General features: G+C 56.0%; 12 protein-coding genes. 8 read left to right on the top strand and 4 right to left on the bottom strand.

Features of this window, described 5'->3' with window-relative positions; translation table 11 throughout:
* Positions 1-149: 149 nt before the first annotated feature.
* From ACO0U8_RS17255 to ulaG, 4 genes are all read right to left on the bottom strand, one after another.
* Positions 150-1,340 (bottom strand): trans-sulfuration enzyme family protein, encoded by a 1,191-nt coding sequence (locus ACO0U8_RS17255; RefSeq protein WP_421671317.1) that lies wholly within the window; start codon positions 1,338-1,340, stop codon positions 150-152.
* A gap of 153 nt (positions 1,341-1,493) precedes the next feature.
* Entirely contained in the window at positions 1,494-1,814 is a 321-nt protein-coding gene (gene glpE / locus ACO0U8_RS17250; protein WP_122097270.1) for a thiosulfate sulfurtransferase GlpE, read from the bottom strand.
* Between the two features lie 84 nt (positions 1,815-1,898).
* Positions 1,899-2,654, bottom strand: coding sequence for an HTH-type transcriptional regulator UlaR (gene ulaR, locus ACO0U8_RS17245; protein ID WP_056775492.1), 756 nt, complete (start codon positions 2,652-2,654; stop codon positions 1,899-1,901).
* A gap of 137 nt (positions 2,655-2,791) precedes the next feature.
* Positions 2,792-3,856, bottom strand: coding sequence for an L-ascorbate 6-phosphate lactonase (gene ulaG / locus ACO0U8_RS17240; RefSeq protein ID WP_183849771.1), 1,065 nt, complete (start codon positions 3,854-3,856; stop codon positions 2,792-2,794).
* Positions 3,857-4,262: 406 nt separating this feature from the next.
* Between ulaG and ulaA the strand changes: the two genes are divergently transcribed.
* The 8 genes from ulaA to malQ all read left to right on the top strand — a co-directional run bounded on the left by ulaA (position 4,263) and on the right by malQ (position 13,463).
* Positions 4,263-5,666, top strand: a complete 1,404-nt coding sequence (gene ulaA, locus ACO0U8_RS17235; RefSeq protein ID WP_421671316.1) for a PTS ascorbate transporter subunit IIC — start codon at positions 4,263-4,265, stop codon at positions 5,664-5,666.
* 14 nt (positions 5,667-5,680) lie between these two features.
* Positions 5,681-5,989, top strand: a complete 309-nt coding sequence (ulaB, locus tag ACO0U8_RS17230; protein WP_122097273.1) for a PTS ascorbate transporter subunit IIB — start codon at positions 5,681-5,683, stop codon at positions 5,987-5,989.
* Positions 5,990-5,999: 10 nt separating this feature from the next.
* Complete coding sequence (ulaC, locus tag ACO0U8_RS17225; RefSeq protein ID WP_421671315.1) at positions 6,000-6,470, top strand: PTS ascorbate transporter subunit IIA; 471 nt, start codon at positions 6,000-6,002, stop codon at positions 6,468-6,470.
* Positions 6,471-6,495: 25 nt separating this feature from the next.
* A complete protein-coding gene (locus tag ACO0U8_RS17220; RefSeq protein ID WP_183849767.1) occupies positions 6,496-7,152 on the top strand; it encodes a 3-keto-L-gulonate-6-phosphate decarboxylase UlaD in 657 nt (218 codons plus the stop codon).
* A gap of 10 nt (positions 7,153-7,162) precedes the next feature.
* The gene (locus ACO0U8_RS17215; protein WP_421671314.1) at positions 7,163-8,023 is read left to right on the top strand and encodes an L-ribulose-5-phosphate 3-epimerase; all 861 of its coding nucleotides are present in this window, start codon (positions 7,163-7,165) and stop codon (positions 8,021-8,023) included.
* Positions 8,020-8,709, top strand: a complete 690-nt coding sequence (locus ACO0U8_RS17210) for an L-ribulose-5-phosphate 4-epimerase (protein WP_122097275.1) — start codon at positions 8,020-8,022, stop codon at positions 8,707-8,709. The genes ACO0U8_RS17215 and ACO0U8_RS17210 overlap by 4 nt, the downstream gene beginning before the upstream one ends.
* Before the next feature lie 255 nt (positions 8,710-8,964).
* The gene (gene malP, locus ACO0U8_RS17205; RefSeq protein WP_421671313.1) at positions 8,965-11,379 is read left to right on the top strand and encodes a maltodextrin phosphorylase; all 2,415 of its coding nucleotides are present in this window, start codon (positions 8,965-8,967) and stop codon (positions 11,377-11,379) included.
* 8 nt (positions 11,380-11,387) lie between these two features.
* Positions 11,388-13,463, top strand: coding sequence for a 4-alpha-glucanotransferase (gene malQ, locus ACO0U8_RS17200; protein ID WP_421671312.1), 2,076 nt, complete (start codon positions 11,388-11,390; stop codon positions 13,461-13,463).
* Positions 13,464-13,496 lie beyond the last annotated feature (33 nt).

Below are 13,496 nucleotides of genomic sequence, written 5' to 3'. Positions count from 1 at the left end.
TAACGCGGGTGTGAGATAGATCGAGATCTGATGAAACAGACAGAAATAACAACCCTGATTGATGGAAGCCAAAACGCTAATATTCTGACGATAAATGCCGATTTTCGCCATAATAATGACAGAAACCGGCATATTCATTACCCGTTTGCTTACAACCCTTCCAGCGCCTGCGCCAGATCGGCGATCAGGTCTTCGGTGTCTTCGATACCGATGCTGATACGCACCAGCCCGTCGGTGATCCCGCTCTGACGGCGGATCTCCGGCGCGACGGCGCTGTGGGTGGTGGACGCCGGATGGCAGGCCAGCGAGTCAGTATCGCCGAGCGACACCGCCTGCGTGATGATGCTCAGCTTATCGAGGAAAGTGCGTGCGGCGTTCAGCCCGCCTTTCAGCTCAATCGCCATGATCCCGCCAAACAGTTTCATTTGTTTCGATGCCGTGGCGTGCCCCGGATGCTGTTTCAGCCCCGGATAGAACACCGTGTCGACCGCGCTGTGGCCGTCGAGGAACTCCGCCACCGCCTGCGCGCTGAGGGAACTGGCTTCCACGCGCAGCGGCAGCGTTTTCAAACCCCGGATCAGCAAACTGGCTTCGAACGGGCTAAGGCAACCGCCGAACTGTTTCAGGCTCAGGGTGCGTATTGGGGTGATTAACGCCGCAGAACCGGCCACCACGCCGCCGGTCGCATCGCCGTGACCGCTGATGTATTTGGTGGCGGAGTGCAGAACGATATCAATGCCCAATTCCAGCGGACGCGTCAGGTACGGCGTGGCAAAGGTGTTATCCGCCACACTCACCGCGCCTGCGGCTTTGGACAGACGGGCGATTTCGGCCAGATCGGCGATATCCAGCCCCGGATTGGCAGGGGTTTCCACCAGCACCACTTTGGTGTTTGCCGTGAATGCCGCTTCCAGCCCGCTCACATCGGTGACGTGAACCGGTTTGATGCCATAGCGCGGCAGCAGGTTACGCACCACGCCTTCGGTGCCGCCATACAGCGTGCCGATATGAATGATTTCATCGCCGGGAACCAGCAGGGCAAACAGCGTGGCGCTGATGGCCGCCATGCCACTTGCGCAGGCCACAGCGGTTTCCGCGCCTTCGAGCGCCGTCAGTTTTTGTTCGAAAACGCTGACCGTCGGATTGGCGAAACGGCTGTACATATAGCCCGGCTCTTCACCGCTGAAACGGCGAGCACCGCTGTCGAAATCAGGATACGAAAATGCAGAAGAGGCCGTGATAGGCGTCGCGACGGCGCCGGTCTGGGCATCAGGCTGCTGGCCGCCATGAACGGCGAGGGTGCGCATCCCTAAAGAACGTGAAGTGTTCAGATTTTTCATCTTGAAATCCTGTCGATAGTAGGCGGAAATTATATCAAGACTAAAGAAAGGTAGCTTTTTCAACTTAAGAACATTTTCGGCGCAAACTGATCAAGCTGGTTATAAACAGCATAGTCTGCGCCGGAAAAGAACAAGGGGGTAACGGGGAGAAAATCAGGCTTCGATATCGTGCGGAAAGGTTTTCGACCAGGCTTCAAAGCCGCCGTCAACGCTGTAGACCGATTCGAAACCCTGACCAATCAGGAACTGTGCTGCTCCGCGACTGCTGATGCCGTGATAGCACATCACCAGCACCGGTTTTTTGGCATCGGCCTGTTCCATGAATGCACGCATACTGTCGTTGCTCAGATGGAACGCGCCGGGTGCGTGACCCGCGCCGAACGTCTGAGGGTCACGGATATCGACCATCACGGCTTCGCCGGAGGTCAGGCGGGAATGCGCAAGTTCTACGCTGATTGCTTCAAATTGTTCCATTCTGGTCGTGCCTCATAAAAGGTGATGTCGTCATTCTACCCAATAATTGCACGACGAAGACCAGACAAAGAGAAGGGGTAAGCGTTAAACCAGGATCACTTTCACGCCTTTCTGGCGTAACTGCCCGATGATGTCGCCGTTCGCTTCTTTGCCGGTGATGAGCACATCGATTTGCTCGGTGCGGCTGAACAGCATACCCGCGCGCTGGCCGATTTTGCTGCTGTCGACCAGCACCGCTAAATTCCCCACGTAATTCAGCATCTTCTGCTCGGCCATCGCGGTCAGCATATCGGTTTTGTACAGGCCGTCAGTGGTCAGCCCCGCGCCGCTGGTGAACATCCAGTGTCCGGCATACAGGCTGGCATCGCCGTCTTGTGGTGCCAGCGTAATCGACTGACTTTTATTGTACTGCCCGCCCATGATCACCACGCTCTCGTGCTCCTGCTCAATCAGATAATTGGCCAGCGGCAGATAGTTGGTGATGACCTGAATGTCTTTTCCGCACATTTCACGGCCCAGCAGAAACGCCGTCGAGCCACAGTTAATCACCACGCTTTCACCCGGCTGGCACAGTTCGGCTGCCGCTTTGGCGATGCGCATTTTTTCGTTGAGGTTGTGGGTCTGATGGATGTTCAGCGGTGTCCAGTTCTGGCGTGGCTGATTAACGGCTTCCGCGCCGTTGCGCACTTTGCGCAATTTCCCCAGTTCGTTGAGCTTGGTGATGTCACGACGCGCTGTCGCCGGTGAAATATCAAATTGATCAATCACATCTGCGACGGAAATCTGCCCCTGACGTTGCAGGAGATCGAGAATAGCGTTGTGTCGTTGTGGCTCAGTCATGGTGGCTCCGCAGGTAAATAGGTGATTACCGCGTGATTATAAACGAGCATTTAATGCATTCAATCATCATTTGCTGATAAAACCAGCGGGGAATACTTTCCCCGCTGTGAATGCATGACTCTTTTAAGTAAATAATTTTAAAGGAAAGATTTAAAGGGCAAATCGGTTTCTGTGGTGAAACAGTCGTCGAATCCACGCGGGTAGTGATATTCGAAATTGTCTTTGTCATTCGGGTAAGTAAATTTGCCGCCCACCTGCCAGATAAACGGCTTAAAGCCGTATTTCAGGCGATCTTTTTTCATCTCCCACAGCACACGGATTTCCTGCGGATCGGCCTGGAAATTCGACCAGATATCGTGATGGAACGGAATGACCACTTTGGTGTTCAGGGATTCCGCCATGCGCAGCATATCCACGCTGGTCATTTTGTCGGTCACGCCACGCGGGTTTTCGCCGTAAGAGCCGAGCGCCACGTCAATCTGATACTCGTTGCCGTGTTTGGCGTAGTAGTTGGAATAGTGTGAATCGCCGCTGTGATACAGGTTTCCGCCCGGCGTTTTGAACAGATAATTCACCGCACGCTGATCCATCATGTCCGGCAGCACGCCTGCGGCTTTCTGATCGGCGGGCAGGGTGATCAGCACCGTGCGGTCAAAAGAATCCAGCGCGTGAATTTCCACATCTTTGATCCTGACCACTTTGCCCGGCGTCATCACGATGCAGCGTTCAGCCGGTACGCCCCAGCTCATCCACAAATCCACGCAGGTTTGCGGGCCGATAAAGGGGACGTCGGCAGCGCAGTTTTGCATCACGGCGGCGGCGACGTTCACATCGATATGATCGTTATGATCGTGGGTGGAGAGCACGGCGTCGATCTCGCGGATCGCAAAGGGATCGAGCACAAACGGCGTGGTGCGCAGATTCGGCTGGAGCTTCTTCACACCGGCCATGCGTTGCATCTGGTGGCCGGTTTTCATCAGCGGGCTGCTGTGATTTTGCTTGCCGACGCCGCACCATAAATCGACACAGATATTCGCGCCGCCCTCAGATTTCAGCCAGATCCCCGTACAGCCCAGCCACCACATGGCAAAGGTGCCCGGCGCGACCTTTTCCTGCTCAATTTCTTCGTTTAACCAGGTGCCCCATTCCGGGAACGTACTGAGGATCCAGGACTCGCGGCTGATCGTTTCTACTTTGCTCATGGTATTCCCTCATCTGAGTTGGGTTTGAAATAAGATGTCATAATAAATCATTTAATGATTAATCATGATTTGTTGATGAGGAAGTTATCACCGAAAAAGTGTCATGACAATGATTTTAAGGCGGGTTTTTTGAGCATGAATAAAAACGGTTGAGAAGGGCTATTCAGCCAGATTCGCATTATTTAATAAGATAATACGTCATTATGATATTGAAATTATTCATGAATATGAAGTTTTTTAGCCAGGTGGCTATTTACCCTGATGACGATATCTTGCGAGACTGCTCACAAATAATCATTGTGAATCTTTATCTGATTCGATGTGAGCATTAGAGTGCGTCTGTCCCTCACTTCGCCGCGCGTTGTGCAGCGCCGGGAAGATCAAATAAGGTCAGACGGAGAGTCTTATGGAATTCCTCTACACCATCTTCACCGTATTTTTTAATCAGGTAATGACCAACGCGCCGTTGCTGCTGGGTATTGTGACCATGTTGGGTTACATCCTGCTCAGGAAGAGCGCGACGGTGATCATCAAAGGCACCATTAAAACCATTATCGGCTTTATGTTGTTGCAGGCGGGGTCCGGTATTCTGACCGGCACCTTTAAACCGGTGGTGGCAAAACTTTCAGAGGTTTACCACATTAACGGTGCGATCTCTGACACCTACGCCTCGATGATGGCGACGGTCGAGCGCATGGGCGACGCTTACAGCTGGGTCGGTTATGCGGTGCTGATCGCCCTCGGGCTGAATATCCTGATGGTGGTTTTCCGCCGTATTACCGGCATTCGCACCATCATGCTCACCGGCCACATTATGTTCCAGCAGGCGGGGCTGATTGCGGTGTTCTTCTTCATCATGGGCTATCCGATGTGGACCACCATCTGGTCGACGGCGATCCTGGTGTCGCTGTACTGGGGCATTACGTCGAACATGATGTACAAACCGACGCAGTCCGTGACGGAAAACAGCGGTTTCTCCATCGGGCATCAGCAGCAGTTCGCCTCGTGGATCGCCTGTAAAATCGCGCCCTATCTCGGCAAGAAAGAAGAGAGCGTGGAAGACCTGAAACTGCCGGGTTGGCTGAATATCTTTCACGACAATATCGTCTCAACCGCCATCGTGATGACCGTGTTCTTCGGCATTATTCTGTGCTCCTTCGGCCTCGACACCGTGCAGCAAATGGCCGGTAAAACCCACTGGACGATTTACATTCTGCAAACCGGTCTGATGTTTGCGGTGGCGATCTTCATCATTATTCAGGGCGTGCGCATGTTCGTTGCTGAACTGACCGAAGCCTTTAACGGCATCTCCCAACGCTTAATTCCCGGTGCCGTGCTGGCGATCGACTGCGCGGCAATCTACAGCTTTGCGCCGAACGCCGTGGTCTGGGGCTTTATGTGGGGCACCATCGGCCAGCTGATTGCCGTCGCCATTCTGTTTGGCCTCGGCTCATCCATCATGATCATCCCCGGTTTCATCCCGATGTTCTTCTCCAACGCCACCATCGGCGTGTTTGCCAACCACTTCGGCGGCTGGCGAGCGGCGCTGAAAATCTGTCTGGTGATGGGGATGATCGAAATCTTCGGCTGCGTCTGGGCCATCAAACTCACCGGCCTGAGCGCCTGGATGGGCATGGCTGACTGGTCGATTCTGGCACCGCCAATGATGCAGGGCTTCTTCAGCATCGGGATGGCCTTTATGGGCATCATCGCGGCGATCGCACTGCTGTACATGTTCTTCGCCGGCCGCACATTGCGCGCAGAAGAAGATGCGGAAAAACAAACGCTTAATCAATCCACTTCACATTAATCAACGAGGTTCCCATGACAGTACGAATTCTGGCGGTATGTGGTTGCGGGCAAGGCAGTTCGATGATCATGAAGATGAAAATCGGCCAGTTCCTGACGCAGGAAGGCGTGGATCACACCATGAACAGTTGCGCGGTGGGGGAATACAAATCAGAGCTGGGCGGCGCCGATATTATTGTCGCCTCCACGCACGTGGCGGATGAAATCACGGTCAGCGGCAACAAATACGTGGTCGGCGTGCGCAACATGCTGTCGGCGGCAGATTTCGGCCCGAAAGTGATGGAAGTGATCAACGCGCACTTTCCGTCGTCGCTGAAAAAGTAAGGAGCGCTGTATGAAACTGCGAGATTCGCTGGCTGAAAACAACTCGATTCGCCTCAACGCAGAAGCCGAAACCTGGCAGGAAGCGGTGAAAATCGGCGTCGATATGCTGGTGGACGCCGGAGTGGTCGAGCCGCGTTATTACCAGGCAATTTTGGATGGCGTGAAACAGTTCGGGCCGTATTTCGTGATAGCGCCGGGGCTGGCGATGCCGCATGGCCGCCCGGAAGAAGGCGTCCTGAAAACCGGTTTTGCGCTGGTGACCCTGAAAACGCCGCGCGTGTTCAACCACGAAGATAACGATCCGGTGGATATCCTCATCACGCTGGCGGCGGTGGATGCCAACGCCCATCAGGAAATCGGCATCATGCAGGTGGTGAACCTGTTTGATGACGAAGCCAATTTTGACCACCTGCGCGCCTGTACCACCGCGCAGCAGGTGCTGGATTTGATCGACCAGACTTCCGCCGCGGCGGTTCACTAATTCGTTAGCAGAGAAGGAATTCAATATGTCTCATTCATTACCGATGTTGCAGGTGGCGCTGGATAACCAGTCGATGGACGACGCTTACAAAACCACGCGCCTTATCGCCAGCGAAGTCGACATCATCGAAGTCGGCACCATTTTATGCGTCGCCGAAGGCGTGCGGGCGGTGCGTGATTTGAAAGCGCTGTATCCGGAAAAAATCGTGCTGGCCGATGCCAAAATCGCCGATGCCGGAAAAATCCTCTCGCGCATGTGCTTTGAAGCCAACGCCGACTGGGTGACGGTGATTTGCTGCGCCGACATCAACACCACCAAAGGCGCGCTGGAAGTGGCGAAGGAATTTAACGGCGACGTGCAGATTGAACTGACCGGTTACTGGACGTGGGAACAGGCGCAGGAATGGCATGACGCCGGTATTCAGCAGGTGGTTTATCACCGCAGCCGCGATGCCCAGGCCGCCGGTGTGGCGTGGAGTGATGCCGATATCACCGCCATCAAACGCCTGTCGGATATGGGCTTTAAAGTGACCATTACCGGCGGGCTGGCGCTGGAAGATTTGCCGCTGTTTAAAGACATTCCGGTCCACGTTTTCATCGCCGGTCGCAGTATCCGCGATGCCAAAGATCCGGTTGACGCGGCGCGTCAGTTCAAAAAATCCATCAGCCAGCTCTGGGGCTAAGGAATCTCGCATGATGCATAAAGCCGTTCCACTCGGTATCTATGAAAAAGCCCTGCCTGCGGGCGAAGACTGGCTGATGCGCCTGACGCTGGCGAAAGAGCTGGGCTTCGATTTCGTTGAAATGTCGGTAGATGAAACCGATCACCGGCTGGCGCGGCTTGACTGGTCACGCGAGCAACGCCTGCTGGTGGTCGATGCGATTTCACGCACCGGCATCCGCATTCCGTCTATGTGCCTGAGCGCGCACCGGCGGTTTCCGCTCGGCGCAGAAGATGATGAAACCCGTAATCTGGGGCTGGACATCATGCGCAAAGCCATCGTGCTGGCGCAGGATCTCGGTATCCGCGTGATCCAGCTCGCCGGTTATGACGTTTATTACCAGCAGGCCAACGACCACACCCGCGAACGTTTTCGCGACGGCTTGCAGGAGTCGGTCGGAATGGCCAGCCGCGCGCAGGTGACGCTTGCGATGGAAATCATGGATTACCCGCTGATGAATTCCATCAGCAAAGCCTTGGGCTACACGCATTACCTGAATAACCCGTGGTTCCAGCTTTACCCGGATATCGGCAATTTGTCGGCGTGGGATAACGACGTGCAGATGGAACTGGCGAGCGGCGCGGGGCACATCGTCGCCGTGCATATTAAAGACACGCAGCCCGGCGTATTCAAAAACGTGCCGTTCGGCAGCGGAGTGGTGGAGTTCGAGCGCTGCTTTGCCACGCTGCAAAAAAGCGGTTATCGCGGGCCGTACCTGATCGAAATGTGGAGCGAAACGGCCGCCGATCCGATGCAGGAAGTGCGCAATGCCCGCGCCTGGGTGGTGGATAAAATGCAGAAAGCCGGGCTGAACATGGAGGAAACCGTATGACGGATGCTCTGAAACAACGCGTATTTGAAGCCAACATGGCGCTGCCCGCTTACGGTCTGGTGACCTTTACGTGGGGAAACGTCAGCGGAATTGACCGCGAGCGCGGGCTGGTGGTCATCAAGCCGAGCGGCGTGGAATACGAAAGCATGCAGGCCAGCGATATGGTGGTGCTGAACCTGCAAGGCGACGTCGTGGAAGGGCATTACACCCCTTCCTCTGACACCGCCACGCATCTCGAACTTTACGCCCGTTTTCCGCAGCTTGGCGGCATCGTGCATACCCATTCCACCTACGCGACCTCATGGGCGCAGGCCGGTGTGGCCATCCCGCCGCTCGGCACCACGCATGCGGATTATTTCGCCGGTGCGGTGCCGTGCACCCGGCCTTTATCGCGTCAGGAAGTGGGCGGCGAATATGAACTGGAAACCGGCAAAGTGATCGCCGCAGCGCTGAGCGGCATCGACCCGCTGCACATGCCGGGCATTCTGGTCGCCCAGCACGGCCCGTTCTGCTGGGGCACCACGCCGGAACAGGCGGTACACAACGCCGTGGTGCTGGAAGAAGTCGCGAAAATGGCATGGATCACCGGTTCAATCCGGCGTAACCAAACCCCGATGGACGACTATTTGCTGCAAAAACACTTCAGCCGCAAACACGGGCCGGATGCCTATTACGGACAGAAATAACGGCACTGAGATGCCCTTAAAATGCTCCCCCGGCCCTCCCTTCGAAGATGGGGGTTGGATGGGGCTTAAGGGTATCTACGGCTAACCCGACATTATCCCTTCGACATGATTTCATGCATTTTTCCTCATCCCCGCAGTGAGCTTTTTTCCGGCATAGGGTTTATACATAAAGATGCCCAGATCACATTTTTTAGCGCAACCAGGCTTTTTCTCACGGAAGTATTCCGTCCCTCAGACAGAAAAGAGACTGCCCTTATGTCGAAGATCACGTTCAAGCAGGATGTTTTTTTGGCGGCGCTCACCCGCCAGTGGCAAGCGTTCGGACTCACTTGTGCCACGGATATGACCCGGCATCAGTGGTGGCATGCGGTCAGTGCTGCCGTCGCGGAACAGTTACCGCCGCAAAGCGATACCGTCACTAGCAAAAGCAAAAAAATCACCCGCCACGTTAACTACATTTCGATGGAGTTTCTGGTCGGGCGGCTGACCGGCAACAATCTGATTAACCTCGGCTGGTACGAGAAAATTGCCGGGGCACTGGAATCTTTCGATATCAATCTGACCGACCTGCTGGAAGAAGAAATCGACCCGGCGCTCGGCAACGGCGGCCTCGGGCGTCTGGCAGCCTGTTATCTCGATGCGATGGCCTCGGTCGGGCAACCGGGCATCGGCTACGGCCTGAACTATCAGTACGGTTTGTTTCGCCAGCGTTTTGTGGATGGCAAACAGAAAGAGTCGCCGGATGACTGGCACCGCAGCGAATACCCGTGGTTCCGCCACAACAGTTCGCTGGCGGTCAGCGTCGGGATCGGCGGGAAAATCGTGAAAGATGAGCAGGGTGTTCCGCGCTGGGAGCCGGAGTTTACGCTGCGTGGCGAAGCCTGGGATCTGCCGGTGATGGGGTATCGCAACGGCATCACGCAGCCGCTGCGTTTATGGGAAGCCACGCATCCGCATCCGTTTGATCTCGAAAAATTTAATGACGGCGAGTTTCTGAAAGCAGAACAGCAGGGCGTGGATGCGGCGAAACTCACCAAAGTGCTCTATCCGAACGACAATCATCAGGCCGGTAAACGTCTGCGCCTGATGCAGCAGTATTTCCAGTGTGCCTGCTCGGTGGCCGATATCCTGTGGCGTCATCATTTCCTTGGCCGAAAAATCAGCGAGCTGCCGGATTATGAAGTTATCCAGCTCAACGATACGCACCCGACCATCGCTATTCCTGAAATGCTGCGCGTATTGCTGGATGAGCATCAGCTGAGCTGGAATGACGCGTGGCACATCACCAGCCGCACGTTTGCCTACACCAACCACACGCTGATGCCGGAAGCGCTGGAAACCTGGGACGAAAGTCTGGTGCGCAGCCTGTTGCCGCGCCATTTCCAGATCATCAAGCAAATTAACGCCAACTTTAAGAAACTGGTCAGCAAAGAGTGGCCGGGCGATGAAGCGGTGTGGGCGAAGCTGGCGGTGCATCACGACAAACAGGTGCGCATGGCGAACCTGTGCGTGGTCGCCGGTTTTGCGGTCAATGGTGTCGCGGCGCTGCACTCGGATCTGGTGGTGAAAGATTTGTTCCCGGAATATCACCAGCTTTGGCCGGAAAAATTCCACAACGTCACCAACGGCATCACGCCGCGTCGCTGGCTGAAACAGTGTAATCCGGCGCTGTCTACGCTGATTGATGACCGCCTGAAAACCGACAGCTGGGTCACGGATCTCGATGCGCTGAAAGGGCTGGAAGACGGCATCAAAGACAAAAAATTCTGTAAGCAGTACCGCAACATCAAGCATGACAACAAAGTGCGGCTGGCGGAATACGTCTGGCAGCGCATGGGCATCAGGCTCAATCCGGACGCGATTTTCGATGTGCAGATCAAACGCCTGCACGAATACAAACGTCAGCACCTCAACCTGCTGCACATTCTTTCGCTGTACCGCCAGATCCGTGACAACCCGAAACTCGACATCGTGCCGCGCGTGTTCCTGTTCGGTGCCAAAGCCGCCCCCGGTTATTACCTCGCCAAAAATATTATCTATGCGATCAATCAGGTGGCGGAGAAGATCAACAACGATCCGATCGTCGCGGATCGTATCAAAGTGGTGTTCATTCCCGATTACTGCGTGTCGGTGGCGGAACTGATGATCCCGGCTGCGGACGTCTCCGAGCAAATTTCAACGGCGGGTAAGGAAGCCTCGGGCACCGGCAACATGAAACTGGCGCTGAATGGCGCGCTGACCGTCGGAACGCTCGACGGCGCAAACGTCGAAATTGCCGAACAGGTCGGCGAGGACAACATCTTTATCTTTGGCCTGACGGTCGACGAAGTGAAAGCGCAGCAGAAAAAAGGCTACAAGCCGAAAGCGCTGGTGAAAAAAGACAAACACCTCAAAGCCATTCTCGACGAACTGGCCAGCGGTTTTTATGCCAATGGCGATAAAAAAGCGTTCGATCTGATGCTGAACAGCCTGCTCGATGGCGGTGATCCGTATCTGGTGCTGGCGGATTTCGCCGAATACTGCGAGGCGCAAAAACAGGTGGACGCGCTTTACCGTAACGCCGACGAATGGACGCGCCGTGCGCTGCTCAATACGGCGCGCGTCGGGATGTTCAGCGCCGACCGTTCCATTCGCGATTACCAGCAGCGTATCTGGCAGGCCAAACGTTAGGAGCCGACATGGAGGATAAGCAACTCGTTGAGGCCGCGCGCCGGGCCGGGATTTTGGACAGTTTTATTAATATGGCGGATGACGTGGAAACGGTGTCCGATGATACCCGCGCCGCCTTGCTGGCGGCGATGGGACGGGATCCGGCGGATGAAGAGGACGTGACGCCGGTGCCCCCGGTGAAAGTCTTTACCCAGGGCCAAAAAATACTGCTGACGCCGGAAGGCTGCGGCGCATTTCGCTGGCAGCTGACGCAGGAAAATGGTGCGCAGTCGCAGGGCGATCTTGCGGCGGGCAATGCGCTGAACGTAGGTGCGGCGCTGCCCGCCGGCTATCACCAGCTGACGTTATCGCAAAACGGCAACGTCTGGCACTGCCGGATCATCGTAGCCCCCGCTCGCTGTTATGAGCCTGAGGCCCTGCTGGCCGGGGAAAAACTGTGGGGCGCGACGGTTCAGCTTTATACGCTGCGCTCGGAAAATAACTGGGGCGTGGGCGATTTTGGCGATCTGAAAAAGATGGTCGAAGAAGTCGGAAAACGCGGTGGGGCGTTTGTCGGGCTGAACCCGATCCATGCGCTGTACCCTGCCAATCCGCTGAGCGCCAGCCCGTACAGCCCGTCGTCCCGCCGCTGGCTGAACCTGACGTACATCGACGTCAATGCGGTGGAAGAATTCACCGCCAGCAGCGAGGCACAACGCTGGTGGCATGCCCTCGACACGCACGACGCGTTATTGCAGGCGCGCAGCACGGAGTTTGTCGATTATCCACGGGTGATGGCGCTGAAATCGGCGGCGCTGACACTGGCCTGGCCGCTGTTTTGCGAACTGCCGGAAAACACCCCGCGTAAGCAGGATTTCCGCCGTTTCGTCAAAGCTGGTGGTGACAGTTTGCGGCAACAGGCGCTGTTCGACGCGCTGCATGTGCATCTGCGCGATCTGGATTTAGGCCAGTGGGGCTGGCCGGTGTGGCCCGATGCCTATCGCGATGCCAGAGGCGCCGACGTGACCGAATTCAGCGAGCGTTACGCCAGCGAAATTGAATTTTATATGTGGCAGCAGTGGCTGGCGCATGCGCAGTTTTCAGACTGTTATCAGCGCAGCGTTGAGCTGAACATGCCCATCGGCTTGTACCGTGATTTAGCGGTCGGCGTGGCAGAAGGCGGGGCAGAAACCTGGTCGGATCCGGCGCTGTATTGCCTGAATGCCACCATCGGCGCGCCGCCGGACATTCTCGGGCCGCAGGGGCAGAACTGGGGCCTGCCGCCCATTGATCCGCATGAAATGAAAGCCCGCGCCTATCAGCCGTTTATTGATTTGCTGCGCGCGAATATGGCGGAATGCGGCGCACTGCGTATCGATCACGTCATGGGATTACTGCGTTTGTGGTGGATACCGGCAGATCAGGAGGCGGGAAATGGCGCGTATGTTCGTTATCCGCTGGAAGATTTGCTCGGCGTGCTGGCGCTGGAAAGCCAGCGGCATAAGTGCATGGTGATTGGTGAAGACCTCGGCACCGTGCCGAAAGAGATTGTCACCAGCCTGCGCGACAGCGGCGTCTATTCCTACAAAGTGCTGTATTTCGAGCACGATAAACACTTCGTCTACCGGCCACCGGAAGACTATGTTTCGCAGGCGATGGCAACGGTCACCACGCACGATTTACCGACGTTGCGGGGCTACTGGGAAGGCGGCGATTTAACGCTGGGGGCGTCTCTCGGGGTCTACCCGGATCCACAGGTTTTGGAGAAGCTGCGCGGGGAACGTGAACACAGTAAGCAGGGGTTGCTCAATGCGCTGCATCTTGAGCATTGCGTCCCTAAAACCACACCCCGCAAGGCTGAACATATGCCGATGAGCCCGGTGCTGAATCACGGGCTACAAGGGTATCTGGCAGGCAGCGCCAGCGCGTTACTCGGCCTGCAACCGGAGGACTGGCTGGATATGGCGACGCCGGTCAATGTGCCGGGTACCAATGCTGAATATCCCAACTGGCGCCGCAAACTGACGCGAACGCTGGAGGAGATGTTTGCCGATGAGGAGATTGATGCGCTGCTCCGTGATGTGAACCAGCGCAGGCAGGCATAAAAAAAGCACCCAACGGAAGGGTGCTTTTTGCAT

Source organism: Rahnella sp. EDr1-12, from assembly GCF_049206505.1.
In the GTDB taxonomy this organism is placed as follows: domain Bacteria; phylum Pseudomonadota; class Gammaproteobacteria; order Enterobacterales; family Enterobacteriaceae; genus Rahnella; species Rahnella rivi.
The sequence above is the reverse complement of the archived record's forward strand: the minus strand, read 5'-3'. Positions and strand labels throughout refer to the sequence as shown.

Excerpts from the sequence above, each read along its gene's own strand:
- ACO0U8_RS17255 (WP_421671317.1), bottom strand. The coding sequence starts at position 1,340 with ATGAAAAATCTGAACACTTCACGTTCTTTAGGGATGCGCACCCTCGCC.
- glpE (WP_122097270.1), bottom strand. The coding sequence starts at position 1,814 with ATGGAACAATTTGAAGCAATCAGCGTAGAACTTGCGCATTCCCGCCTG.
- ulaR (WP_056775492.1), bottom strand. The coding sequence starts at position 2,654 with ATGACTGAGCCACAACGACACAACGCTATTCTCGATCTCCTGCAACGT.
- ulaG (WP_183849771.1), bottom strand. The coding sequence starts at position 3,856 with ATGAGCAAAGTAGAAACGATCAGCCGCGAGTCCTGGATCCTCAGTACG.
- ulaA (WP_421671316.1), top strand. The coding sequence starts at position 4,263 with ATGGAATTCCTCTACACCATCTTCACCGTATTTTTTAATCAGGTAATG.
- ulaB (WP_122097273.1), top strand. The coding sequence starts at position 5,681 with ATGACAGTACGAATTCTGGCGGTATGTGGTTGCGGGCAAGGCAGTTCG.
- ulaC (WP_421671315.1), top strand. The coding sequence starts at position 6,000 with ATGAAACTGCGAGATTCGCTGGCTGAAAACAACTCGATTCGCCTCAAC.
- ACO0U8_RS17220 (WP_183849767.1), top strand. The coding sequence starts at position 6,496 with ATGTCTCATTCATTACCGATGTTGCAGGTGGCGCTGGATAACCAGTCG.
- ACO0U8_RS17215 (WP_421671314.1), top strand. The coding sequence starts at position 7,163 with ATGATGCATAAAGCCGTTCCACTCGGTATCTATGAAAAAGCCCTGCCT.
- ACO0U8_RS17210 (WP_122097275.1), top strand. The coding sequence starts at position 8,020 with ATGACGGATGCTCTGAAACAACGCGTATTTGAAGCCAACATGGCGCTG.
- malP (WP_421671313.1), top strand. The coding sequence starts at position 8,965 with ATGTCGAAGATCACGTTCAAGCAGGATGTTTTTTTGGCGGCGCTCACC.
- malQ (WP_421671312.1), top strand. The coding sequence starts at position 11,388 with ATGGAGGATAAGCAACTCGTTGAGGCCGCGCGCCGGGCCGGGATTTTG.